Source organism: Bacillus sp. FSL K6-1006, assembly GCF_038593175.1.
Lineage (GTDB): Bacteria > Bacillota > Bacilli > Bacillales > Bacillaceae > Bacillus > Bacillus safensis.
This window is the reverse complement of record NZ_CP151970.1, coordinates 2,585,256-2,611,390: the sequence shown is the minus strand read 5'-3', so window position 1 is coordinate 2,611,390 and position 26,135 is coordinate 2,585,256. Positions and strand designations below refer to the sequence as shown.

The following is a 26,135-nucleotide window of genomic DNA, read 5'->3' as shown; positions in this document are numbered from 1 at the left end:
GTCTAAACATGTTATGATAGAGACTAGGATTCTCGTGGAATGGAGGAGAAACGTTGTCTGACGGCGGTAAAACGAAAACAACAGTTGAGATTTACGGACAGTCCTATACGATCATCGGACAAGAAACGAAGATGCATATGCGACATGTTGCGTCAATTGTTGATGATAAAATGAGAGAAATAAATGAAAAAAATCCATACCTTGATATAAACAAATTAGCTGTACTGACAGCAGTCAATGTCGTCCACGACTACTTGAAATTAAAAGAGCAATACGAAAAATTAGAGATTCAGCTAAAAGAAAAGGAATGAAATTACCGTGATCGATATCATCATTTTGTTTTTGCTTCTTATGGGAACGCTTGTCGGTCTAAAGCGCGGGTTTATTCTTCAATTTATTAAATTGATCAGCTTTGTTGTTTCTATCTTAGTGGCTTCCATGTTTTATCAGTCACTTGCACCACAGCTTACGTGGATTCCGGCACCTAATTTTAGCGGCGGCCAACCGCAGCTCGCTTTCTTTAGTGGGAATCTAGAAACAGCTTATTATAATACCATTGCGTTTATCATTCTGTTTATCTTGACCAAAATCCTGCTCGCCATCATTGGCGGATTGCTCACAACCATTGCAAGTATACCTGTGATTAAACAGGTGAACAAACTGCTTGGCGGTGTTTTAGGATTTCTGGAAACCTATTTATTTGTGTTTATTCTATTGTTTGTCGCTGCATTACTTCCAGTAGATGCGCTGCAAACAATGATGAGCAAATCAATGTTAGCAGATGTGATCGTAAACAACACCCCTTACCTGTCCGGTCTTGTCAAGGACCTATGGTCGACGTATGGAGTTTAAAAACTTCTCCTTTCCTGGAGAAGTTTTTTCTCATTCCATGACAGAAAGTTGTAGGATGAAGGGAAAGTTTGTATATTTATATAGGAAGATGCCAAAGCGGCTGGAGGATGAGAGATGAATAAAAAAGATATTATCAAACTTCTTGAAACAATTGCAGTATATATGGAATTAAAAGGAGATAATCCTTTTAAAATTTCTGCCTTTCGTAAAGCAGCAGCGGCACTGGAACAAGACGACCGCAGCCTTTCTCAAATAGATGATCTATTAGCATTACCCGGCATTGGAAAAGGAACCTTTGCTGTGATCACAGAGTATATCGAAAAAGGACAATCAGAAACGCTCGAACAATTAAAAAAGGAAGTGCCTGAAGGACTTGTCCCGCTCTTAAAATTGCAAGGGCTTGGCGGGAAGAAGATTGCGAAGCTTTACCAAGAGCTTGGCGTCCATGATGCACAGTCATTAAAAGAAGCATGCGAAGCGGAAAAAGTACAAGCGCTTGCAGGCTTCGGTAAAAAAACCGAAGAAAAGATTCTCGCAGCTCTTGAGGAGGCCGGAAAGCAGCCAGAACGACTGCCAATTGGCTTTGCATTAGATGTGGCAGAGCGGATTGATCATGCGCTTGAACAGATGAAGGGTATTATTCGTTTTTCTAGAGCTGGCAGTCTAAGACGTGCACGGGAAACTGTCAAAGATTTAGATTATATCATTGCGACCAGCGATCCTGAACAAGTCAGAGAGCAGCTCGTTGCACTTGATGATGTCAAAGACGTCATTGCAAGTGGTGATACGAAGGTATCTGTCATTCTTGCCCTTGATTTTGAGATCAGTGTAGACTTCCGGCTTGTGACAACAGACCAATTTGCAACAACGCTGCACCATTTCACTGGCTCAAAAGATCACAATATTCGCATGCGTCAGCTGGCGAAGGAACGCGGAGAGCGTATTAGTGAATATGGTGTGGAAACAATTGAAACTGGAGAAGTAAAAACGTTTGAAGACGAGGCTGCTTTTTATGCGCATTTTCAACTTCCGCTTATTCCGCCAGAAATTCGTGAAACCGGAACGGAGATTGATACGTATAAAGAAAGTATGCAATTTGTAGAGTTAAAAGATATCAAAGGCGACCTTCATATGCACTCGACATGGAGTGACGGCGCATTTTCTATTCGCGAAATGGCAGAGGCATGTATCGCAAAAGGCTATGAATACATGGCGATTACAGACCACTCGCAATATTTAAAAGTAGCAAACGGTTTAACAAAAGAACGTTTACGTCTGCAAGCAAAAGAAATTGACAAGCTGAATCAAGAATTCGAGCATTTTCACATTTTCAAAGGGGTCGAAATGGATATTCTCCCGGATGGATCATTAGATTATGATGATGACTTTTTAGCAGACATGGATTTTGTCATTGCGTCTATCCACTCGAGCTTTTCTCAGCCGGAAGAAGTCATTATGGAGCGCCTTGAAAATGCCCTGCGGAATCAGCATGTGGATTTAATTGCACATCCAACAGGCCGTTTGATCGGCAGACGGGACGGCTATGCCTTAAATATAGATCAGCTCATAGAGCTTGCGAAGAAAACGGGAACTGCACTAGAGCTCAACAGCAACCCGTCAAGACTTGATTTAAAAGCAGAGCATTTAATGAAAGCAAACGAAGCAGGTGTGAACATCATGATCAATACAGATGCACACAATATCGCCATGCTGGATCATATGGAAGTTGGTGTAACAGCTGCAAGAAAAGGCTGGACACCAAAAGCAAATGTCGTGAATACTTTTTCTCTAAGCGAGATCAAAAAGTTTTTAACGCGTGACAGGTAGTCGTTAGGAGGCTGGACCATGCTGCAACAAAAAGTGTTAGCATCATTAGAATTTCATAAAGTAAAAGAAAAAGTCATGTCCTATACCGCATCCTCATTAGGAAAAGAAAGAGCGCAGGATTTAACGCCGCTGACGGATATAGAAACCATTCAGCATTTGCTGGAAGAGGTAGCAGAAGCACAGGATGTCATCCGCTTAAAGGGATCGGCGCCATTTGGCGGGCTGACGGATATTAGACGCGGGGTCAAACGGGCAGAAATCGGCAGTACATTAAGCCCATCTGAGCTCATGGAAATTGCAGCGCTATTATACACTGCGAAAAACATGAAGCACTTTCTCACGTCCCTGTATGAAGATGGTGTAGACATACCTCGCCTTCATACATATGCAGAGACGCTGATATTACTGCCTGAAGTCAGAAAAGAAATCGAAAGCTGTATTGGTGATAATGGAGAAGTGCTTGATCATGCAACTCCGGCGCTACGAACAATACGTACGCAATTACGTTCATTAGAATCAAAAGTGCGAGATAAATTAGAATCCATGATTCGCTCACAATCTGCTTCAAAAATGCTGTCAGACACGATTGTTACCATTCGTAATGACCGGTTCGTGCTTCCAGTAAAGCAGGAGTACCGCTCGAATTACGGCGGAATTGTTCACGATCAGTCATCATCAGGAGCAACCCTATTTATCGAGCCGCAAGTGGTCGTGGATTTAAATAACACCTTGCAGCAAACCCGTTTAAAAGAAAAACAAGAGGTCGAAAAGATCCTGCAAATGCTGACAGCGAGCGTGTCAGAACACATTGAGGAACTGCTTCACAATGTAAAAGAGCTTCAGACGTTAGATTTTATTTTTGCTAAAGCCAAATATGCAAAGGCAGAAAAAGCCACAAAGCCTGCTGTGAATGATCAAGGGGAGATTTATTTAAAGCGGGCAAGACATCCTCTATTGCCTAGGGATCAGGTTGTGGCAAATGACATTGAGCTCGGCAAAGATTTTTCAACCATCGTTATTACTGGCCCAAATACAGGGGGTAAGACAGTTACCTTGAAAACGCTTGGTCTTCTTACGCTGATGACGCAGGCAGGCCTTCATATTCCAGTTGAAGAAGGCTCGGAAGTGGCTGTATTCGACCAAGTCTTTGCTGATATTGGAGATGAACAGTCTATTGAGCAAAGCTTGAGTACGTTCTCATCTCATATGGTCAATATTGTAGATATCTTAAAGAATTTGACATCTAACTCACTCGTGTTATTTGATGAATTAGGGGCAGGAACAGACCCTGCAGAAGGTGCCGCGCTGGCCATGAGTATCTTAGATGAAGTGCATCAAACAAATGCACGCGTCATCGCAACGACCCATTATCCTGAGCTGAAGGCTTACGGATATAACCGGGAAGGTGTCACAAATGCGAGCGTGGAGTTTGACATTGAAACCTTATCACCAACGTACCGCTTGCTCATCGGTGTGCCCGGACGAAGTAATGCATTTGAAATTTCTAAACGTCTTGGGTTGCCAGATCATCTCATTGACCGTGCAAAAGCGGATATGCATGCCGAGCATAATGAAGTAGACCAAATGATTGCTTCATTAGAAGACAGCAAGAAACAAGCAGAAGAAGAGCTGCATGAGACAGAAGTCTATAGAAAAGAAGCAGAAAAGCTTCATAAAGAATTGCAGAGACAAATTCTTGAATGGAATGAGCAAAAGGACAAACTGCTAGAAGAAGCTGAACAAAAAGCAGCAGAAAAAATTGAACAAGCCTCAAAAGAAGCAGAAGACATCATTCAAGAGCTTCGGTCGATAAAAAATGAGCATCGCTCATTCAAAGAGCATGAACTTATCGATGCAAGAAAGCGTCTTGAAGAAGCAGTCCCTGAGTTTGACCGGAAGAAAAAGCAAGAGCCGGTGAAAAAAGCAGCAAGACAGCTAAAATCAGGCGACGAAGTGAAAGTTCTCACCTTCGGGCAAAAAGGAACGCTGCTTGAACAAACAGGTGACAAAGAATGGAGTGTCCAAATGGGCATTCTGAAAATGAAAGTAAAAGAAAAAGACATGGAATTTATCAAATCAGCACCTGAATTTAAGCAGGAGAAAGCCATTACGGCAGTCAAAGGAAAAGACTATCATGTATCGCTTGAGCTTGACTTAAGGGGAGAGCGTTATGAAAATGCCTTAAGCAGAGTCGAGAAATATTTAGATGATGCTGTCTTAGCTGGTTATCCGCGTGTGTCGATCATTCACGGAAAAGGAACTGGTGCCCTTAGAAAAGGGGTTCAGGAATTACTGAAACAGCACCGCAGTGTGAAAAATGCTCGTTTTGGGGAACAAGGCGAGGGAGGATCAGGCGTTACCATCGTCGAATTAAAGTAAAAAGGAGAAAACGCATGAAAGCCTTTTGGGAAAATGAACTTGTGGAAATTGCCGCCTATTACAGCGTGGCCGTCCTATGTCTTGTCTTATTTCTAACCATTTTTGAACTCGTTACCTCCTATAAAAACTGGGAAGAGATCCAGCGGGGGAACTTAGCTGTTGCCATGGCAACAGGCGGAAAGATCTTTGGGATTGCGAATGTGTTTCAGCATTCTATCGCACAGCACAATTCCCTTCTGCAAATGATTGGATGGGGCGTATACGGCTTTGTGATGCTGCTTGTCAGCTATTTCATTTTTGAATTTTTAACACCACGATTTAAAGTAGACAAAGAAATTGAGAATGATAATAGAGCGGTCGGGTTTATTTCACTCATTATTTCAGTTGGGCTGTCTTATGTAGTAGCAGCCGGCATTTAAGGAGACGACATGGAAAAGCTAGCAAAAGTATTAATCGTAGTTGCCTGCACTTTTGCGGTCATTGGTGCCGTTTACATGTTCCTGTGAAATGAAGAAGACAAAGTGAGAAAGCTGTCAGGGATTCCTTGGCAGCTTTTATCTCACCAGAAGGCGGTGAATCACATGAAGCAAATTCTGCAAAAAGACGAACTCATAAAGCGAATTGATACTTGTCTCCAAATGACTTCCCTGCCAAGAGACATATACGAACCGTATATTGCACGTCCATTTCAAACGACTGGATTTTTTGATGATTTGAGCCCTTATATTCAAATCGATCCGAGTGGCTATATTCTTATTCAATATGAACGAGGAATCCAAATGCTGCATAAAAGAACAAAAGCGGCGGATGAAGTCATTTACTGGATTTTAGAAGACACAATCTTTCTTACAGTCTACAGAGATATGATGAGGCAGTATCAAGTCGACAACATCCAGACGCATTTACCTAATGACCCGAGTATCCATCAACAGATCGTGGAGAGAGTAAATGAGTCATTTCGTGCAATCGGTGGATTATATGAACAGTGGCATCATGAAGGAAAAAGAGCATCGATCGAAACACCGGCAAAGAAGTAAAGATGCCATGGAACCAAGCTCTATTTGAAAAAAGAAAACTGCCTTAAGGAAAAGTTTGCTATAATAAAATAGTACGAAAGTTCAGGAAGGAGGGTTTTTATGCAGTCAGATAAACGTTGGCTTCTGCATTACCCGAATCAAATTCCCCACGAACTCACCATTCCAAATGAGACGTTACAATCTTACTTATTCAGCTCCGCAGAGGCTGCACCTGAGCATACAGCCATTCATTTTCTAGGAAAAAACATCACCTATGAACAGCTCCAGGAAGAAGCATTGAAACTAGCTGGTCACCTGATGAAAATTGGCGTGAAAAAAGGCGAAAGAGTAGCAATCATGCTGCCAAACTGTCCTCAATCTGTCATTTCTTATTATGCTGTTTTAATTGCAGGCGGCATCGTTGTTCAAACGAACCCGCTTTATACGGAGAAAGAACTGGCATATCAAATGGAGGACAGCGGCTCAAAAGTGCTGATTACACTGGATTTATTGTATCCAAAGGCCTATAAAATGAAAGCGCTGACAAGTATGGAGCACTTGATCATCACCAAACTGCAGGATTATTTACCATTTCCGAAAAACATTCTGTTTCCTATCGTCCAAAAAAGAAAAAATAAAATGGTCATCCAAGTAGAGAAAAGCGAGACCATTCATCACTTCTCACAAATTATGAAAGAATCGTCAGGAGAACAGATTCCGGCTCTTGCCTTTGAACCGAAAGAGGATGTCGCTGTTTTGCAATATACAGGCGGAACGACTGGTTTACCAAAAGGGGTCATGCTGACGCATGAAAATATTTTAGCGAATACTGAAATGTGCGCTTCTTGGATGTATAAAACGACAAGAGGAAAAGAACGAATCCTTGGCATCATTCCGTTTTTTCATGTATACGGAATGACGACCGTATTAAACCTTGCTGTGAAAGAAGGGCATTCAATGATTCTCCTTCCGCGATTTGACGCAGCTGATACCCTCAAAACGATTGAAAAACAGAAACCGACACTCTTTCCAGGTGCACCCACCATGTATATTGCCTTGCTGCATCATCCGAACATTGAAAAGTATGATCTGTCGTCCATCACTGCATGTTTAAGCGGCTCGGCGGCTCTTCCTGTTGAAGTCAAACAGAGCTTTGAGAAATTAACAGGAGGGCGTTTAGTTGAGGGGTATGGTCTTTCAGAAACTTCGCCAGTGACCCATTCTAACTTTTTATGGGGAGCGAACAAAACAGGCAGCATTGGCTGTCCGTGGCCTGGGACAGACGCAGGCATTTATTGCGAGGAAACGGGTGGCCTTAAAGAGCCGTATGAGCACGGAGAAATTATCGTCAAAGGGCCGCAAATTATGAAAGGCTATTGGAATCAGCCAGAGGAGACAGCAGCTGTATTAAGGGACGGATGGTTTTTCACTGGAGATATTGGGTATATGGATGAGGACGGTTTTTTCTATATCGTTGACCGGAAAAAAGATGTCATTATTGCGAGCGGTTATAATATTTACCCAAGAGAGGTCGAAGAAGCCCTTTATGAGCATGAGCTTGTACAAGAAGCCGTTGTCGCAGGCATACCAGATCCTTATAGAGGAGAAACAGTAAAAGCGTTTGTTGTGCCGAAAAAGGATGCTTATTTAACAGAGGATGAACTCGATCGCTTTGTCAGAACGAGAATTGCTTCATTTAAAGTACCGCGCGTGTATGAATTTAAAGAATCACTGCCTAAAACGGCTGTCGGAAAAATTTTGCGCAGAGTATTAATTGAAGAAGAAAAAAGAAAGCAAGCTTCATCATCTGAGACACCTGTCGATCAATTGAAGAAATAACGACCTTCATCATCCGGTCGAGCGGCCGGATGATTTGAATGATGACAGTCTGCTCTGGTATGATAAAGGTTGAAAAGAAAGAAGAAGATCTCTTGACAAATCACCCGTTTCTTTTTAACATAAAGTTATGAATGAATGCTCATTCAATTTAGAAAGGGACGAAGCACATTGAAGCAGAAAAGACCGAAGTACATGCAAATTATTGATGCAGCAGTTGTGGTGATTGCGGAGAACGGCTATCATCAATCACAAGTTTCAAAGATTGCGAAACAAGCAGGGGTGGCAGACGGAACCATTTATCTTTATTTCAAAAACAAAGAGGATATTCTCATCTCATTGTTCAAAGAAAAAATGGGACAATTCATCGAACGGATGGAAACAGATATCCAAAAGAAACCATCTGCCAAAGAAAAGCTTCTACTGTTGATTGAGGAGCATTTTCGCATGCTGGCGCAAAATCATCATTTGGCTCTTGTGACACAGCTTGAACTCAGGCAGTCAAACCTTGAGCTGCGGCAAAAAATCAATGAGGTGCTAAAAGGGTATTTAAATATGCTCGAGTCGATTTTAACAGAAGGAAAGAAAACAGGAGAATTTAGACAAAATTTAGATGTCCGCTTAGCGAGACAAATGGTATTTGGGACGATTGATGAAACCGCAACAACATGGGTCATGAATGATCAAAAGTATGATCTGCCTGCACTCGCAGAAAATGTACATGATCTGCTGTTAAACGGAATACATCAATCCTAAAGACAATGTGAAAAAGGATGATTGACATGGAAAAAATACTCAGCTTACATCATGAAGGACAGACAGCGCTCATCACGATTCAGAACCCGCCTGCAAATGCCTTATCCTCTCAGCTGCTCACTGAGCTTAATGACATGTTCGAAGAGCTCGAACAGAATGAAGAAGTAAGAGCGATTGTGATCCACGGGGAAGGCAGATTCTTCTCAGCAGGTGCTGATATTAAAGAATTTACGACTTTACAGGAAGAGTCTGATTATGCAAGCCTCGCTGATAGAGGACAGCAAGTCTTTGAACGGATTGAACAGTGTCCAAAGCCAGTCATTGCCTCGATTCACGGAGCAGCATTAGGCGGAGGCCTTGAGCTTGCCATGTCTTGTGATATCCGAATCGCAACAAAAGATGCGAAGCTTGGACTGCCGGAATTAAATCTTGGCATTATTCCAGGATTCGGCGGCACGCAGCGTCTCCCGCGCTACGTTGGTTCTGCTAAAGCGCTTGAAATGATGGGAACAGCTGAACCGATTACAGGTGAAGAAGCATTTACGTGCGGCCTTGTTACAAAGCTGGCAGAAACAGAGGAAGAAGCGCTCGAAGCGGCCAAAACACTTGCGGGGAAATTTGCGGCAAAAAGCCCTAAATCACTTGAATATGTGCTTGATTTATTGAACGCAACAAAACTGTATTCATATGACGGCGGAATGAAGCTGGAAGCCAAAAAATTTGGTGAGGTTTTCCAATCAAATGACGCCAAAGAAGGCATTCAGGCCTTTATCGAAAAGCGCAAACCGAACTTTAAAGGGGAATAAAGGATAAGTACGACACAAGGGGGAGAAATAAATGAATATATTTGTTTTGATGAAGCGTACGTTTGACACGGAAGAGAAAATTTCGATTCAGTCTGGTGCAATTCAAGAAGATGGAGCAGAGTTCATTATTAATCCTTATGACGAGTATGCCATTGAAGAAGCCATTCAGCTTCGCGATGAGCACGGGGGAGAAGTGACCGTTGTGACAGTTGGCGGTGAGGATGCAGAGAAACAGCTGAGAACAGCGCTTGCTATGGGCTGTGACAGGGCCGTCTTATTAAATGTGGAGGATGACTTAGAAGAGTGGGACCAATATTCTGCTTCTACCATTCTTTATCACTATTTAAAAGACAAAGAGGCTTCCTTGATCTTAGCAGGGAATGTAGCAATTGACGGCGGCTCTGGACAGGTAGCCCCGCGTCTTGCTGAATTACTCGGTTTTTCATATGTGACTACGATAACAAGTATCCAAATTGACGGCGGCTCTGTATCGATTGAACGAGATGCAGAGGGGGATGTGGAAGTCATTTCTGCCGAACTCCCGCTTGTCGTCACAGCTCAGCAAGGACTCAATGAGCCTCGCTATCCATCATTACCAGGCATTATGAAGGCAAAGAAAAAGCCTTTAGAAGAATTGGAACTTGATGATTTAGATTTAGATGAAGACGATGTACCATATAAAATCAAAACAATTGAACGTTTCTTACCGGAGAAAAAAGAGGGTGGCAAGGTGCTGAGCGGCGAGCTTCAGGATCAAGTCAAAGAACTGACAGATCTACTCAGAAATGAAGCAAAAGTCATCTAAACATCCACTTTACGATATCACGAGAACAAGGGGGAGCTTGAAGATGAGTAAAAAAGTTGTTGTACTTGGAGAAAGTCGTGACGGTAAATTAAGAAATGTGACATTTGAAGCCATTGCTGCCGCTCACAAAGTGGCAGAGGGCGGCGAGGTCATTGGCGTGTTAATAGGGGATGACGTCAAAGGCCTAGCAGATGAACTGCTTTACTATGGAGCGGATCATGTCATGATTGTGGAGCATCCGCACCTTTCATATTATACGTCAGATGGTTTTGCGCAGGCGCTTCAAGCCATATTAGATCAGGTTGATCCAGATGCTGTGCTCTTTGGCCATACATCTATCGGAAAAGACTTGTCGCCGAAAATAGCCGCACGTCTCCAGACTGGCTTGATTTCAGATGCGATTGATGTAAGCGTTACCGGTGAACATCTTGTTTTCACTAGACCGATTTACTCTGGAAAAGCCTTCGAAAAAGTCATTTCGACAGACCGTCTGCTTCTAGCAACCATCCGGCCAAATAACGTGGCACCACTTGAGCGGGATACGTCACGAGGCGGAGAAGTCACACCAGTTTCTGTCGACATTCAAAACCTTCGGACGATCGTGAAGGAAGTCATTAAAAAAACGTCAGAAGGTGTAGATTTATCAGAAGCAAAGGTCATTGTGGCTGGAGGGCGCGGGGTTAAGAGCAAGGAAGGCTTTGAACCGCTGAATGAACTCGCTGAGACGCTGGGTGCAGCAGTCGGAGCCTCGCGCGGCGCCTGTGACGCCGACTACTGTGATTATGCCCTGCAAATTGGCCAGACAGGAAAAGTCGTCACACCAGACCTTTATATTGCATGCGGGATATCAGGAGCGATTCAGCATTTAGCGGGAATGTCTAACAGTAAAGTCATTGTGGCCATCAACAAAGACCCAGAAGCGGAAATCTTCAAAATCGCCGATTATGGAATTGTTGGTGACTTGTTTGAAGTGGTACCGCTTTTGAATGAGGAGTTAAAAAAGATGAATATCCACTCGTAACGCTCATACACTCAGAATGCCTAGGTATTCTGGGTTTTTTTGTATGTTATTAAGAAGAAAAGGAGCGGTTGACAAGTGAAGGGGACAGTAAAAGTCAATGACGTGATTGGACGCATTTCTAAACACATTTACGGGCACTTTCAAGAGCATTTAGGAAGAGGGATTTATGACGGGATTTGGGTAGGAAAAGACTCAGAGATTGATCATATTGAAGGGATTCGTACCGATGTACTGAAGGCCCTTCAAGCATTACATATTCCGGTGCTGAGATGGCCGGGGGGCTGCTTCGCAGACGAGTATCACTGGGCAAATGGTGTAGGTGAGCTGAGTGAACGAAAGCCAATGGTCAACACCCATTGGGGTGGTACGGTTGAATCCAATGCATTTGGTACGCATGAATTTATGGCATTGTGTGAGCTGCTTGAATGTGAACCTTACATTTGCGGCAATGTGGGAAGCGGGTCTGTTCAAGAATTAGCCGATTGGGTCGAATACATGACATTTCCAAAAGGGACACCTATGTCAGATTGGCGCATTAAAAATGGAAAACAAGAACCTTGGAAGCTGACCTATGTTGGTGTAGGCAATGAAAGCTGGGGCTGCGGCGGGAATATGACACCTGAATACTATGCAGATTTATATAAACGCTATCAAACGTACGTAAGAGAGTTTGCAGGGCAGCGTATTTACAAAATCGCCTGCGGCGCGAACTCTAATGACGTGAATTGGACGAAAGTATTGATGGAGCGGGCTGCACCGTGGATGGATGGGCTCAGTTTACATTATTACACCGTACCTGGTACATGGGAGAAGAAAGGATCAGCGACTGAATTCGATGAGGATGAATGGTTTATCACGCTGAAAAAGGCCTATGAGATGGAACGGCTTGTCGAAGACCATGGAGAAATCATGGATCGTTATGACCCAGACAAGCGAATCGGGATGATTATTGATGAATGGGGGACATGGTATGACCCAGAGCCAGGGACAAATCCTGGGTTTTTATATCAGCAAAACACACTAAGAGACGCCCTTGTGGCCGCACTCCATTTTCATATTTTTCATCGCCATTGCGAGCGGATTCATATGGCAAATATTGCTCAGACGGTCAATGTGCTGCAAGCGATGGTATTAACAAAGGACGAAAAGATGCTTCTGACACCTACGTATCATGTATTTCACATGTTTCAAGTGCATCAAGAGGAAGAAGCGCTTGAAGTGGAGTTCGTTTCACAGCCGTATGAACGAAGAGGTGAAAAAATTCCTCAGGTCAGTGTGTCAGCCTCGCGTTCATCAGGTAAGATGCATATTAGCTACTGTCACTTGAATCCGCATGAACAAACAGAGATATCCCTTGCCATTGCAGGGATTGAAGAACAAACGAAAGTCACTGGACGTGTACTGACGGCCGATCGCATGAATGCCCATAATACATTCGATGATCCTCATTCTGTTCAGCCAAAAGACTTTCAGCAAATGACTGTAAAGTCCGGCGAATTAACGGTGGAGCTACCGCCAATGTCAGTGGTCATGATAACTGTCGACCTCGCTTAATTGCATATTTCGATGTTTGATGAGAAGAATGTTGGGGCATCATACATTGTAAATGAAGCGGAAAGGGTGTCATTTCATATGCTTAGAACCATTCTTATGATCATCGGTGCGATTGTTGTCATTGGTGCGATTATACGGTTTGTTTTTTAATTCATTTCCTAAAAAATGATTCGTAAGCATTTCATTCGCAAGTCACATTGGTAGATGCTATACTAAAAAGCATAATTTACATTGGAGGAATGAATAATGGCAATCGTAAAAGCTACTGACGCAACATTTTCACAAGAAACTGCAGAAGGTGTTGTTCTTGCAGACTTTTGGGCACCATGGTGTGGACCTTGTAAAATGATTGCTCCAGTTCTTGAAGAACTTGATCAAGAAATGGGCGACAAAATGAAAATTGTAAAAATTGATGTAGACGATAACCAAGAAACTGCTGGTAAATACGGCGTTATGAGTATCCCAACACTTCTTGTTTTAAAAGACGGTGAAGTTGTAGAAACTTCTGTTGGTTTCAAACCAAAAGAAGCACTTGCTGAGCTTGTCAACAAACATCTATAAACCGATCTATGTCCAAGCGGCATAATCATTGAAGCGGTTCTCGTAAAGACGAGAGCCGCTTTTCTTTCAACATGGTATAAAACAAATGTTCGTGATACACTAGAAGGAGTGAAAGAGGAAAACAAGGACGGATGAAAATATGAACAAACTAATCAAAGAAAAGCTGTCAGTCCTGCCGGATCAACCAGGCTGTTACTTAATGAAAGATAGACAAAATACGATCATTTATGTGGGAAAGGCAAAGGTTTTAAAAAATAGGGTGCGCTCTTATTTCACTGGATCACATGACGCCAAAACGCAGCGGCTTGTCAGTGAAATTGAAGACTTTGAATACATTGTCACCTCTTCTAATATCGAGGCGCTCATTTTAGAGCTGAATTTAATCAAAAAATATGACCCAAAATACAATGTCATGCTCAAGGATGACAAGACGTATCCATTTATAAAAATTACGAATGAACGCCATCCTAAGCTGATCGTCACCCGCAATGTAAAAAAGGACAAAGGAAAATATTTCGGTCCATACCCAAACGTACAAGCAGCTCGAGAAACGAAAAAGCTGCTCGACCGCTTATATCCACTGAGAAAATGTGCCACTCTTCCTGACCGGGTCTGTCTTTATTATCACCTTGGACAATGTCTTGCGCCATGTGTGTATGACATTTCCGAGGAAACGAATAAGCAGCTCGTGGATGAAATCACAAGGTTTCTAAACGGAGGACATCAGCAAATCAAAAAAGAACTCACCGAAAAGATGCAGGAAGCTGCTGAAAATTTAGAGTTTGAACGGGCAAAGGAACTAAGAGACCAAATCGCATATATCGACTCAACGATGGAAAAACAGAAAATGACGATGAGTGATTTATCAGATCGAGATGTCTTCGCCTATGCCTATGATAAAGGCTGGATGTGTGTCCAAGTTTTCTTCATCAGACAGGGGAAATTGATTGAACGTGATGTCAGCCTGTTTCCAATGTATCAGGACCCTGAGGAAGAGTTCCTCACGTTTATGGGGCAATTTTATGAAAAGAACAACCATTTTCTGCCGAAGGAAATTTTGGTGCCTGACAGTGTCGATCAAGAGATGATTGAGCAATTGCTTGAGACGAACGTTCACCAGCCGAAAAAAGGAAAGAAAAAGGATTTACTTTTACTTGCCCATCAAAATGCCAAAATCGCCTTAAAAGAAAAATTTTCGCTCATTGAGCGTGATGAAGAGCGGACAATTGGTGCGGTGAAACAGCTCGGGGATGCGCTTAATATTTATATGCCATACAGAATCGAGGCATTTGATAACTCAAATATTCAAGGGGCAGACCCGGTTTCTGCCATGGTCGTCTTTCAGGACGGGAAGCCCTATAAAAAGGAATACCGAAAATACAAAATTAAAACTGTCTCAGGGCCAGATGATTATGCATCCATGCGTGAGGTCATTAGAAGACGATATACCCGCGTGTTAAAGGATGAACTGCCGCTGCCAGATTTAATTTTAATTGACGGAGGAAAAGGACAGATCAACGCAGCCATCGATGTGCTTGAAAATGAATTGAATCTGTCTGTCCCAGTCGCAGGTCTTGTAAAAGATGAAAAACACCGGACATCGAATCTCATGATGGGAGATACACTTGAAATTGTTGCGCTGGAGCGGAATAGCCAGGCTTTTTACTTATTGCAGCGCATTCAAGATGAAGTGCACCGGTTCGCCATTAGCTTTCACCGGCAGCTGCGCGGAAAAAATGCATTCCAGTCTATTTTAGACGATGTACCAGGTATCGGAGAGAAGCGTAAAAAGCAGCTCCTCAAACATTTTGGCTCTGTGAAAAAGATGAAAGAAGCCTCTCTCCAAGATTTTCAGGAGGCTGGCATTCCAAAACAGACGGCTGAACTTTTAATGGAAGCATTAAAAAAATAGATTGTACTTTTACCAAAATTCTGTTAAGATGTGACTAATTTAATAAATGAACGTGTTGTTTGTTGAAGATAGAGGTGCGAACTTCAAGAGTAAGCCTTCGGAGATCGATGGGATCTAAGAAGAGGGCTGAAAGGGGAGCGTCGCCGAAGTGAATAAAATCCACTCATTTTATTCGCTGGCTGTACATTGAAGAAATGTAGGGCTGTCAAGAATTTATTTCTTGGAGGGCTATCTCATTGTTTGCATCGTTTAATGATGATTTTAAAGCAATGGGAGATTTGTTCTCTCATTGCTTTTTTATTTGCAGTGAGCGGACAGTCTCCAAAGCTGCCTCTTCTCTCACACGTGAACTTTTGAAAAAGGGTGGTAGACATGGGACTAATTGTACAAAAATTTGGCGGAACTTCCGTTGGATCGACAGAAAAAATTCGCAATGCCGCAGAGAGAGTGATCGCTGAACGCGAGGCAGGACATGATGTGGTTGTGGTTGTATCAGCGATGGGCAAATCAACGGATGTTCTAGTAGACTTAGCGAAAGAACTCACAGACGATCCAAGCAAAAGAGAGATGGATATGCTGCTCGCAACTGGTGAGCAGGTGACCATTTCATTATTAGCGATGGCGCTCCAAAGAAGAGGTTATGATGCCATTTCCTTTACAGGCTGGCAGGCTGGTATGAAAACAGAGCATGTACACGGAAATGCAAGAATCGTGGACATTGATGAATCAAGAATAAAAGAGGAATTAAGTGCGGGGAAAGTTGTTGTTGTGGCAGGCTTCCAAGGAATTGCAGATGACTTACATATCACAACACTTGGCCGCGGTGGATCAGATACGACTGCTGTGGCACTGGCTGCCGCACTAAAAGCTGATAAATGTGATATTTACACAGATGTACCAGGAGTGTTTACAACAGATCCGCGTTATGTACCATCTGCGCGGAAACTTGCAGGCATTTCATACGATGAGATGCTTGAGCTGGCTAATCTAGGAGCTGGCGTTCTGCATCCAAGAGCTGTTGAATTTGCGAAAAATTATCAAGTCCCGCTAGAAGTCCGTTCTAGTATTGAAAATGAATCGGGTACGTTAATTGAGGAGGAATCATCCATGGAACAAAATTTAGTCGTCAGAGGCATTGCATTTGAAGATCAGATTACACGTGTGACTGTGTGCGGGCTTTCAAGCGGTTTAACAACTTTATCGACCATTTTTACGACGCTTGCGAAACAGAATATCAATGTTGATATCATCATTCAGTCTGTCACAAGCACCAATCAGACGTCGATCTCTTTCTCTGTCAAAACGGATGATTTGTCCAAAACAGTTGAAGTATTAGAAGAATATAAGGGGGCGCTTGGCTACGAGCAGATTGAGACAGAAAGCAAATTAGCGAAAGTATCCATCGTGGGATCTGGAATGGTCTCAAACCCAGGCGTAGCTGCTGAAATGTTCGCTGTGTTAGCGCAAAAAGACATTCAAGTGAAAATGGTCAGTACGTCTGAAATCAAAGTCTCAACAGTGGTCGGCCGTGATGATATGGTCAAAGCGGTTGAAGCGCTGCATGATGCGTTTGATTTATCAAAGGTGAGCGCCGCTGCTCATTCTTAAAAAGGTAAAGAGGTGCTCTCATGAAAGAGAGTCACCTCTTTTTTCTATATGGAATCGGCTGAAACGGGCGTAAACCCATTCATTAAGTATGCTATGATAGATGTAGACATATAAAAAAGGCGTGACCTGAAGTCCGCGCCTTTTATCAAGAGTATTAGCTAGGGTCTCTTAAATCCCATTTAACGGTTAAAATGACTTTCTCAGCACGCTTTTTCACTTGTTCATAGGATTCAGCCACGTGCTCATTCAGAAGCTGAATTTGTTCAGCAATAAAACCCGCTTCCATCTGAAAGCATGGCTCCTTTTGATAGGTGAGTCGATTTGATACTAGTGGACCTTCGAGCTCAAACTCAATTTCCTGTTTTTTCGAATGGACCATTGTGAGAGTCCCCCATCCGGCATCATGGAAAAATTCGGGGATCTTCTCCCATGACTCTTGAGGAAATTTACGAGCAAGCAGTTTACCCGCAAAATACATCATAGATGAATGGTCCTGACCAAGAATATCAGGCAGCAGAACTTCGCGTATCAGCTCGTAGGCAAATCCATTGACTTCAATTTCTTTTAGCTGTTCTAAGTTAGATTCGAATTTATTCATTGTACGGCTCCCCTCTTTCAACAATTTATTATAGCTTATGTGGGCATATGATGACAGAGTTTTCCCTGAAGTCTAAGAAATTCTTATTGTAGTAAAACGAATTTTGATTTAAAACTTTTAAATTTCGGAAAATTTTAATTTATGTACGCGGTTTCTTGACGCTTTTTTGACATAGGAGTAAAATGAAATTGTCAATAAATTTGAATAAAGTGCTTACAATTGAAAGAAGCGGGGGTAAGACAATTTTCAAGCAATTGCACTTTTTTTACTAGGGGGTAAAGTAATGTCGGGGAACAAAGAATTTTTTTATCGGAGATTGCATTCTTTGCTTGGCGTCATTCCGGTCGGTCTATTTTTAATACAGCACTTAGTGGTTAACCACTTTGCGACGAATGGACCTGAGGCGTTTAACAAAGCTGCACACTTTATGGAACAGCTTCCTTTCAGATATGCACTTGAGCTGTTCGTGATTTTCTTACCACTGATCTATCATGCTGTTTATGGGGTGTACATAGCCTTTACGGCACAAAACAACACGTCTCGCTTCAGTTACTTAAGAAACTGGCTGTTCAGACTGCAAAGGATTTCAGGTATTATCACATTGATTTTTGTCTCTTGGCACGTATGGGAAACACGAATTCAAGCTCAGCTTGGAGCTGAAGTCAACTATGACATGATGGCGAATATTTTAAGCTCTCCATTTATGCTAGGCTTCTATATTGTCGGCGTTTTATCTACTATTTTCCACTTTGCTAATGGCTTGTGGTCATTTGCTGTCAGCTGGGGAATTACTGTTTCACCACGCTCACAACGAATCTCCACATATGTGACATTAGGTATATTTATAGCGCTTTCATATGTAGGGCTAAGAGCAATTTTCGCTTTTGTTTAAGAGGAAATAGATTAGTAGAAGAGGGAGAGGGGCTACAATGAGTAATTCTAGCATCATCGTTGTCGGAGGCGGCTTAGCTGGTCTCATGGCAACTATTAAAGCAGCAGAAGCGGGAACAGCTGTTCAACTATTTTCAATCGTACCTGTGAAACGTTCGCATTCTGTATGTGCACAGGGCGGAATCAACGGAGCGGTTAATACAAAAGGTGAAGGGGATTCACCTTATGAGCATTTTGATGACACGGTATACGGCGGAGATTTCTTAGCCAACCAGCCGCCAGTAAAGGCAATGTGTGAAGCAGCGCCGTCCATTATCCATTTACTTGATCGTATGGGTGTTATGTTTAATAGAACACCAGAGGGATTATTGGACTTCCGCCGTTTCGGGGGAACACAGCACCACCGTACAGCGTTTGCTGGAGCTACAACAGGCCAGCAGCTATTATACGCACTGGATGAGCAGGTTCGCCGCTATGAAGTAGCAGGACTTGTCACGAAATATGAAGGCTGGGAATTCCTTGGCGCTGTTTTAGATGACGAGGAAGTATGCCGCGGGATTGTCGCGCAGAACTTGACGACAATGGAAATTGAATCCTTCCGTTCAGATGCAGTCATCATGGCAACAGGCGGTCCTGGAATCGTGTTCGGTAAATCAACGAACTCCATGATTAACACTGGATCTGCTGCGTCCATCGTCTATCAGCAAGGTGCGCATTATGCAAATGGAGAATTCATTCAAATTCACCCGACAGCGATCCCAGGAGATGACAAGCTTCGTCTCATGAGTGAATCGGCTCGTGGTGAAGGCGGACGTGTTTGGACGTATAAAGACGGGAAGCCTTGGTACTTCCTTGAAGAAAAATACCCAGCATACGGGAACCTTGTACCGCGTGACATTGCAACGCGTGAAATCTTTGACGTATGTGTCGAGCAAAAGCTTGGCATCAACGGAGAGAACATGGTATATCTCGATCTTTCTCACAAAGATCCAAAAGAGCTTGATATTAAGCTTGGCGGAATCATTGAAATCTATGAAAAATTCATGGGTGACGACCCGCGTAAGCTGCCGATGAAAATCTTCCCAGCTGTTCATTACTCAATGGGCGGATTATGGGTCGATTATGATCAAATGACGAATATCAAAGGTCTATTCGCTGCCGGAGAATGTGATTACTCAATGCACGGCGGAAACAGACTTGGTGCAAACTCACTTCTTTCTGCGATTTACGGCGGAATGGTCGCTGGACCAAATGCGGTGAAGTACATTAGCGGTCTTGAAAAATCTGCGGAAGACCTTTCTTCTGCACTATTTGACAGTGCCGTGAAGAAAGAGCAGGAGAAATGGGACAACATCCTCAGCATGGACGGAACAGAAAATGCGTACGTGCTTCATAAAGAGCTTGGAGAATGGATGACGGATAACGTGACAGTGGTTCGTTACAATGACAAACTCTTAAAAACAGATCAGAAGATCGAAGAACTAATGGAGCGCTACAAGAAGATCAACATCAATGATACCGCATCATGGAGCAACCAAGGCGCTGCCTTCACGCGTCAGCTTGACAACATGCTTCAGCTAGCAAGAGTCATTACGATCGGGGCTTATAACCGGAATGAAAGCCGAGGCGCACACTATAAACCGGAATTCCCAGAAAGAAACGATGAAGAATTCCTTAAAACAACGATGGCTACGTTCAAAGGGAAAAATCAAAAGCCTGCATTCCACTATGAGGACGTCGATGTATCGTTAATTGCACCTCGTAAACGAGATTACTCGAAGAAAAAGGTGGAGAAATAAGATGAGTGAAAAAAACACAATTCAATTCATTATCACACGTCAAGATACAGCAGATGGAAAGCCTTATGATGAGGAATTCGAAATCCCTTACCGCCCAAATATGAACGTCATTTCCGCACTCATGGAAATTAGACGTAACCCGGTCAATAAACAAGGTGAAAAAACAACGGCGATCAACTGGGACATGAACTGTCTTGAAGAGGTGTGCGGAGCTTGTTCCATGGTCATTAATGGAAAACCGCGCCAGTCATGTACAGCCTTGATTGACCAGTTAGATCAGCCGATCCGTCTTCAGCCGATGAAGACATTCCCGGTCGTGAGAGACTTGCAGGTTGATAGAAGCCGCATGTTCAACTCCTTGAAAAAAGTAAAAGCATGGGTGCCGATCGATGGCACATATGATCTTGGACCTGGACCAAGAATGCCTGAGAAAAAACGTCAATGGGCGTATGAGCTTTCAAAATGTATGACATGTGGTGTCTGCCTTGAAGCTTGTCCAAACGTAAATGATAAGTCTTCCTTTATGGGCCCTGCACCGCTTTCGCAAGTTCGTCTATTTAACGCACATCCGACAGGTGCGATGAATAAGTCTGACCGTCTAGAAGAAATTATGGGAGACGGCGGTCTTGCGAACTGCGGGAACTCTCAAAACTGTGTGCAGGCTTGTCCGAAAGGAATCCCGCTGACAACGTCAATTGCAGCACTTAACCGAGATACAACATTACAAGCTTTCCGTAACTTCTTCGGAAGCGATCACGCAGAATAACATCACATTCAGTCCTCTTTGCCAATCATGATGAGTGTTTACAAGAGGCTGGATGGAACACAAAATAAACGCCTCTTCCAATATGGGAGAGGCGTTTATTGATGAATAAGGAGATGATGAAGTGAGACTTCCGTCATATATTGAGGAACCATTTGAAGAATGGAGAGCATCCTTTCGATTTTATGTCGAAACGACTGTCCGTTTTTCAGAAACGGATATGTTTGGCCATATGAACAATGTCACTCCATTTGTGTATTTTGAAGAAGCACGGATCGCCTTTTTTCAAAAAACAGGAATTGTGGATAAACGAATGAAGCGTGTGAAAGAGACGATTACAGTCGTGGCAAACCTGCAATGTGATTACATCAAACAGGTGGAGATAGGGGAGCGGCTTCGTGTGTATGTAAAGCCGGAAAAAGTCGGATCAAGCTCACTCATCCTTCATTATTTAGGAGAAAACGAAAAGCAGGAACCATGCTTTACCGGCTCAGTCACCATGGTGCAAATTAATAAAGAAACAGGCGCACCTGTCCCATTTACAGAGGAAGAAAAAGAGACATTTCAAGCTCAACGAAATAAGTAACATAGAGCCCTCATCATCGTGTAAGCTTCATTTTGTTATAATAAAAGGATCATATCAAGAAGAAACAAAAGGAGAACACATGAAGATTTTTCAATATGACACCATTGATAGTACAAATAATGAAGCAAAAAGGCTTATGCAAAAAGGAGAAAAACCTTCATTTGCTGTCTATGCACATCAGCAGACAGAAGGAAGAGGCAGGCTGGGCAGACCGTGGGAAACGCCTGCAGGGAATGTCGCTGTGACCATGACAGTTTTGCCGCCAGAAGAACTCTCCACCCAGTCAACGATCGCTCCGCTGACGGCACTAGCGATCTACGATGTTCTCAAACCTCTCATGAGGGCTGAGGATCAGCTGGCGATCAAATGGCCAAATGATATTCTTATTAATGAAGCAAAAATATCAGGCACATTGATTGAAGCGGACCGTACCGCCATTTATATCGGGGTTGGCATCAATGTGAAGACAAAGCCAGAGCATGTTCCGTACAAAACCATTTGCCTATCAGAGCTTACAGAGGTAAAAGCTGATCAGCTTGTGAAGGAACTTGCGGCAGCTTTTGAAAAATATCATACACGCTGGAAGAATGAAGGGTTTGAAGCACTCACTTCCCTCTATAACAAACGGTTATATCGTCTTCATAAACCGCTGCGGATCTCGTTAGACCGTGAAAAACAAACATGGGAAGAGGGCATTTGCTGCGGAGTCAACCGCTACGGTCATCTCCAGCTCAAAGATGAGAAAGGGCAGATAAAAGCTCATTCTGCCGGAGATATCGATGCACCGCTTCAGCATTAAAAAAAGCAGACGATATTCTCGTCTGCTTTAAGCTTCTCTTTTAATATGAGGCTGAATCACATAGTCTTGTTTTGTGAAAACAACTCCGTCTAGAATTTCTCTTGCCGTTCGAATGACTTTGACTCTGTTTTGAGAGATGTCAATTTCCGTTTGCATAATCCCGGCAGGATGCCCAATACGAAGGGTGTCATCTTGACCTTGGAACAGCTGAGAAGGAAGCGTTTCATCCAGGAAACAGCTGGCTGTCACGCAGACAGAGCCGGTAATGGCAAGTGCTTGGTGCGGTCTTTGCATTGATAGCATACGAACGATGATGTCCATATCTTCTGCTCGTCTCAAGATTCCATTTGTATCTACATAATCAGCAGGCTCGCTGATGAGCGCAAGCTTTGGAACAGCTGGAGACTGTAATGTGGCCATTTCTTTTGGTGCAAAGTGACACATTTCAGCAGCGAGAGAACGAATTTCTTCTAAATCATCCAGTAATTCATCTGTAAACTCTTCAGGTAATTCAGTTCCTTTTAATTGAATATCCTTGGCACGAATAAAGGCAATTGGATTTGCAATGTCAATGATCGAGATAGGAATCTCTCCAAATTTTGTTTGAATCGTATCCATTTTGTTTCCAGTCGGAAAGGTTTTACCTGTGACAGCGCCTTCAGGTTTCTCAAAGGATAAATAAATGGGAGAACCGGTTCCTTTTACGCCTGGAATTTCTGCCTGTCCTTCAAATTTTACTTCCCCATTTTCGACTTCGACCTCTGCCGTAATGACTTTATTTGTATTGGTATTGAGAATACGCACAGTCGTAATGGGCTCAACCGCTTGAACAAGTCCTTTAATGATCGCATACGGCCCAACGGCTGATGAGATGTTCCCGCAGTTTCCTTTAAAGTCGACATATCTCTCATTAATACTGACCTGTGCAAATGTGTAGTTCACATCCACATCCGGGCGTGTGGCTTTATCGATAATGGCCACTTTGCTTGTTAAAGAATTACCGCCGCCGATCCCATCGACCTGCAGCCGGTCAGGGCTGCCCATAATGTCTAATAGAAATGCCTCGAGCTCATCGTGTTCATATGGTGCATTGTTTGCGTGAATGAATACCCCTTTGCTTGTACCGCCTCGCATGATTGTGATTGGAACTTTTCTCATGACTCTCACCCTCAATTTTTAATGAACTGTTTATCTAACCAAAATGGTAAAGTATAATAAGAAATAAGTTAAATACATTATTTTAAGAGAAATCAATAAAAATATTTTATAATTAGTAAAAAAGGAGGGCATACAATGGATGAAAAAGATTGGCGGTTTTTAAAGGTGCTTTATGAAGAAAAGAACATCACAAAAGCGGCAGAAAAATTATTTGTCTCTCAGCCTGCCTTAAGCTATCGATTGAAACAGCTTGAAGAGGAGTTTGATATGAAGCTTTTCTTTAAAAGAAAACGAGGAATTGAATTTACATCAGAGGGCGAATACTTGGCTAAATACGCAAATGACATGCTCAAACAGCTGCAGCAAACGAAAGATGGCATGCTCAATATGCAAAAAAAGGTCAAAGGAACGATCCGGTTAGGGGTCTCAAGTAACTTTGCCCAATATAAACTGCCAGAAATATTAAAAGAATTTTCTAAGCAGTATCCACATGTTCAATTTATGGTCAACACAGGCTGGAGCACAAAGGTAATGGATTTATTAGGAACATCAAGTGTGCATTTAGGGATTTTAAGAGGTGATTATGACTGGAATGGAGAGCGTTTTTTGCTTGATAAAGAGCGTCTTTGCATTATTTCAAAATCAGAGATTCAGCTAAAGGATCTCCCGAATCTGCCGCTCATTGACTATCATACAGACAGTTCATTAAAACGGCTGATTAACAGATGGTGGCAGGAAACATTCACAATGCCTCCGCTTGTCACGATGGAGACAGACCGTCAGGATACATCAAAAGAGATGGTGAAGCATGGTTTAGGCTATGCCATTGTCCCAGAAATTTGCCTCAGACCAAGTGATGAGTTATTTGTAAAAGGACTTTCGTATAAAGATGGACAGCCTGTTTTAAGAGATACATGGCTCATGTACCAGCCAGACTCACTTCATTTGTCTGTGGTGAAAGCGTTCATTGAGTTTTTAAGAAATCAGCAAGGTTGATTATAAAAGAAATTTATTGAATAAACGAAAAAATCGATATTTTCATTATAAAAAAAGCTATTATATCCTTGAAATAGAAAGCGCTAACATATAGATCGCAAGTGCAAGGGGGCGCTTGCAGATCATGTAAAGAAGAGGATGGAGGGATATAAAGTGCTAGCTATTTTAGGGATCTTGATGGTCTTGACATTTACATTTCTCATTATGACAAAACGTATGCATCCGGTGGTGGCTCTAACCGTTGTACCTATCATATTTGCATTGATCGGTGGCTTTAACAAAGGGTTAGGGGACATGATGCTTGATGGACTGAAAACTGTTGCACCATCAGCTGCTTTATTGTTATTTGCGATTTTATTCTTCGGTGTCATGCTGGATGCTGGATTGTTTGATCCTCTGATTAAACTCATTCTACGTATTGTAAAAGGTGATCCTGTCAAAATTGCTTTTGGGGTAGCAATTTTGTCTATGCTTGTTGCATTAGATGGTGACGGAACAACAACGTACATGATTACCGTATCAGCGATGCTGCCACTTTTCTTAAGAATCGGGATGAACCCATTAATTTTAGGAACAATTTCATTATTATCATTAGGAATTATGAGCGGAATGACGCCATGGGGCGGTCCGGCTACTCGTGCAATCGCGGCGCTTGGATTAGATGCAGGCGAATTTTTCATTCCATTACTCCCAACGATGGTTGGAGGCGGTCTTTTTATACTTTTTACTGCTTATGTACTTGGGAAAAAAGAAAGAAAACGGATTGGGATTGCAGAAATTCAGCACAAAGAAGAGGTGTCCATTTCTCCTGAATTGGCTGCGTCAATTGAAGATGGAGTAGCCGATATCAAGAGACCGAATCTGATTTGGATTAACTTCTTCCTTACAGTTGCTGTCATGGTCACACTCGTCATGGATATCATACCAATTCCTGTACTCTTTTTAATTGGATTTGTCATCGCTCTGATGATCAACTATCCAAAGGTTGAAGATCAGCGCGAGCGAATTTTATCTCATGCAGGCAACGCATTAACGGTTATCACACTTGTATTTGCAGCAGGGATTTTCACAGGGATCTTTTCTGGAACAAAAATGGTTGAGTCCATTGCCCATTTGGTCATTTACATGATTCCGGATTCCTACAGCTCATTTTTCCCGCTGATTGTGGCTTTGACGAGTATGCCATTTACATTTGTGCTTTCAAACGATGCTTACTATTTCGGAGTACTGCCAATCCTGGCTGAAGCCGGCGCAGCTTACGGGATTGATCCGGTGGAAATTGCACGTGCCTCTATCATAGGGCAGCCTGTCCACTTACTGAGTCCGCTTGTCGCTTCAACACTGCTGCTTGTCAGTATGCTGAACAAAGATATTGGTGATTTGCAAAAATATGCACTGCTATGGACCGTGTTAACTGCCCTTTTTACAACACTTATTGCATTGTTAACAGGCGCCATTTCAATCTTTTAAATACCACGCAAAAAAGGACGATGTCTCGTGGAGGAGACTCGTCCTTTTTTGCGTGGATGAAAGCGCAGAAATTGGACGCTGATATGCGGGATTTCTTGATTTTAACGTCACCTACCTCAGGCACCCGGCATATGATATCTCG

General features: G+C 42.7%; 24 protein-coding genes and 1 riboswitch. Of the genes, 22 read left to right on the top strand and 2 right to left on the bottom strand.

Annotated features, from left to right (window positions below; all coding sequences use genetic code 11):
- The first annotated feature begins 53 nt into the window (after positions 1 to 53).
- From zapA to NSS65_RS13540, 15 genes are all read left to right on the top strand, one after another.
- Positions 54 to 311 carry a cell division protein ZapA gene (gene zapA, locus NSS65_RS13610; protein WP_012010831.1) on the top strand — a complete coding sequence of 86 codons (258 nt, stop codon included), beginning with the start codon at positions 54 to 56 and terminating at the stop codon, positions 309 to 311.
- 7 nt (positions 312 to 318) lie between these two features.
- Positions 319 to 852, top strand: a complete 534-nt coding sequence (locus NSS65_RS13605) for a CvpA family protein (protein ID WP_024423226.1) — start codon at positions 319 to 321, stop codon at positions 850 to 852.
- 114 nt (positions 853 to 966) lie between these two features.
- Positions 967 to 2,679, top strand: a complete 1,713-nt coding sequence (gene polX / locus NSS65_RS13600) for a DNA polymerase/3'-5' exonuclease PolX (protein WP_326134846.1) — start codon at positions 967 to 969, stop codon at positions 2,677 to 2,679.
- 21 nt (positions 2,680 to 2,700) lie between these two features.
- Positions 2,701 to 5,058, top strand: coding sequence for an endonuclease MutS2 (locus NSS65_RS13595; RefSeq protein WP_326134875.1), 2,358 nt, complete (start codon positions 2,701 to 2,703; stop codon positions 5,056 to 5,058).
- Positions 5,059 to 5,072: 14 nt separating this feature from the next.
- Positions 5,073 to 5,477, top strand: coding sequence for a DUF350 domain-containing protein (locus tag NSS65_RS13590; RefSeq protein ID WP_008345990.1), 405 nt, complete (start codon positions 5,073 to 5,075; stop codon positions 5,475 to 5,477).
- Between the two features lie 162 nt (positions 5,478 to 5,639).
- Positions 5,640 to 6,095, top strand: coding sequence for an Imm63 family immunity protein (locus NSS65_RS13585; protein WP_326134845.1), 456 nt, complete (start codon positions 5,640 to 5,642; stop codon positions 6,093 to 6,095).
- A 99-nt stretch (positions 6,096 to 6,194) separates the two neighbouring features.
- Complete coding sequence (locus NSS65_RS13580) at positions 6,195 to 7,913, top strand: AMP-binding protein (protein ID WP_326134844.1); 1,719 nt, start codon at positions 6,195 to 6,197, stop codon at positions 7,911 to 7,913.
- A 168-nt stretch (positions 7,914 to 8,081) separates the two neighbouring features.
- Positions 8,082 to 8,666, top strand: a complete 585-nt coding sequence (locus tag NSS65_RS13575; protein WP_024423221.1) for a TetR/AcrR family transcriptional regulator — start codon at positions 8,082 to 8,084, stop codon at positions 8,664 to 8,666.
- A gap of 26 nt (positions 8,667 to 8,692) precedes the next feature.
- Positions 8,693 to 9,472 (top strand): enoyl-CoA hydratase, encoded by a 780-nt coding sequence (locus NSS65_RS13570; protein ID WP_034279724.1) that lies wholly within the window; start codon positions 8,693 to 8,695, stop codon positions 9,470 to 9,472.
- Between the two features lie 31 nt (positions 9,473 to 9,503).
- Complete coding sequence (locus NSS65_RS13565) at positions 9,504 to 10,277, top strand: electron transfer flavoprotein subunit beta/FixA family protein (RefSeq protein ID WP_024427173.1); 774 nt, start codon at positions 9,504 to 9,506, stop codon at positions 10,275 to 10,277.
- A gap of 43 nt (positions 10,278 to 10,320) precedes the next feature.
- On the top strand, positions 10,321 to 11,298 hold the full coding sequence (locus NSS65_RS13560) for an electron transfer flavoprotein subunit alpha/FixB family protein (protein WP_041115051.1): 978 nt from the start codon (positions 10,321 to 10,323) through the stop codon (positions 11,296 to 11,298).
- A 75-nt stretch (positions 11,299 to 11,373) separates the two neighbouring features.
- Entirely contained in the window at positions 11,374 to 12,852 is a 1,479-nt protein-coding gene (locus NSS65_RS13555; protein ID WP_326134843.1) for an alpha-N-arabinofuranosidase, read from the top strand.
- 246 nt (positions 12,853 to 13,098) lie between these two features.
- The gene (gene trxA / locus NSS65_RS13550) at positions 13,099 to 13,413 is read left to right on the top strand and encodes a thioredoxin (protein WP_007501629.1); all 315 of its coding nucleotides are present in this window, start codon (positions 13,099 to 13,101) and stop codon (positions 13,411 to 13,413) included.
- A 139-nt stretch (positions 13,414 to 13,552) separates the two neighbouring features.
- Complete coding sequence (uvrC, locus tag NSS65_RS13545) at positions 13,553 to 15,325, top strand: excinuclease ABC subunit UvrC (RefSeq protein ID WP_041115055.1); 1,773 nt, start codon at positions 13,553 to 13,555, stop codon at positions 15,323 to 15,325.
- 61 nt (positions 15,326 to 15,386) lie between these two features.
- A riboswitch (Lysine riboswitch) is annotated at positions 15,387 to 15,564 on the top strand.
- A gap of 133 nt (positions 15,565 to 15,697) precedes the next feature.
- Positions 15,698 to 16,933 carry an aspartate kinase gene (locus NSS65_RS13540; protein ID WP_326134842.1) on the top strand — a complete coding sequence of 412 codons (1,236 nt, stop codon included), beginning with the start codon at positions 15,698 to 15,700 and terminating at the stop codon, positions 16,931 to 16,933.
- 154 nt (positions 16,934 to 17,087) lie between these two features.
- Here the strand turns inward: NSS65_RS13540 and NSS65_RS13535 are convergent, their stop codons facing one another.
- The gene (locus NSS65_RS13535; RefSeq protein ID WP_024423214.1) at positions 17,088 to 17,531 is read right to left on the bottom strand and encodes a YslB family protein; all 444 of its coding nucleotides are present in this window, start codon (positions 17,529 to 17,531) and stop codon (positions 17,088 to 17,090) included.
- Positions 17,532 to 17,814: 283 nt separating this feature from the next.
- Between NSS65_RS13535 and NSS65_RS13530 the strand changes: the two genes are divergently transcribed.
- The 5 genes from NSS65_RS13530 to NSS65_RS13510 all read left to right on the top strand — a co-directional run bounded on the left by NSS65_RS13530 (position 17,815) and on the right by NSS65_RS13510 (position 22,369).
- On the top strand, positions 17,815 to 18,423 hold the full coding sequence (locus NSS65_RS13530; protein ID WP_024423213.1) for a succinate dehydrogenase cytochrome b558 subunit: 609 nt from the start codon (positions 17,815 to 17,817) through the stop codon (positions 18,421 to 18,423).
- Positions 18,424 to 18,460: 37 nt separating this feature from the next.
- Positions 18,461 to 20,221 carry a succinate dehydrogenase flavoprotein subunit gene (sdhA, locus tag NSS65_RS13525; RefSeq protein ID WP_034279746.1) on the top strand — a complete coding sequence of 587 codons (1,761 nt, stop codon included), beginning with the start codon at positions 18,461 to 18,463 and terminating at the stop codon, positions 20,219 to 20,221.
- A 1-nt stretch (position 20,222) separates the two neighbouring features.
- The gene (sdhB, locus tag NSS65_RS13520) at positions 20,223 to 20,987 is read left to right on the top strand and encodes a succinate dehydrogenase iron-sulfur subunit (RefSeq protein ID WP_046311996.1); all 765 of its coding nucleotides are present in this window, start codon (positions 20,223 to 20,225) and stop codon (positions 20,985 to 20,987) included.
- 121 nt (positions 20,988 to 21,108) lie between these two features.
- Complete coding sequence (locus tag NSS65_RS13515) at positions 21,109 to 21,570, top strand: thioesterase family protein (RefSeq protein WP_061109444.1); 462 nt, start codon at positions 21,109 to 21,111, stop codon at positions 21,568 to 21,570.
- Between the two features lie 79 nt (positions 21,571 to 21,649).
- Complete coding sequence (locus NSS65_RS13510; RefSeq protein ID WP_326134841.1) at positions 21,650 to 22,369, top strand: biotin--[acetyl-CoA-carboxylase] ligase; 720 nt, start codon at positions 21,650 to 21,652, stop codon at positions 22,367 to 22,369.
- Between the two features lie 27 nt (positions 22,370 to 22,396).
- Here the strand turns inward: NSS65_RS13510 and NSS65_RS13505 are convergent, their stop codons facing one another.
- Positions 22,397 to 23,527, bottom strand: a complete 1,131-nt coding sequence (locus tag NSS65_RS13505) for a PrpF domain-containing protein (protein ID WP_034279756.1) — start codon at positions 23,525 to 23,527, stop codon at positions 22,397 to 22,399.
- Between the two features lie 135 nt (positions 23,528 to 23,662).
- On the opposite strand from NSS65_RS13505, the gene NSS65_RS13500 reads away from it, so the two are divergent.
- Both NSS65_RS13500 and NSS65_RS13495 read left to right on the top strand, forming a co-directional pair.
- Positions 23,663 to 24,523 carry a LysR family transcriptional regulator gene (locus NSS65_RS13500; RefSeq protein ID WP_024423208.1) on the top strand — a complete coding sequence of 287 codons (861 nt, stop codon included), beginning with the start codon at positions 23,663 to 23,665 and terminating at the stop codon, positions 24,521 to 24,523.
- Positions 24,524 to 24,676: 153 nt separating this feature from the next.
- Positions 24,677 to 25,993, top strand: coding sequence for a citrate:proton symporter (locus NSS65_RS13495; RefSeq protein ID WP_065214762.1), 1,317 nt, complete (start codon positions 24,677 to 24,679; stop codon positions 25,991 to 25,993).
- The last annotated feature ends 142 nt before the right edge of the window (positions 25,994 to 26,135 follow it).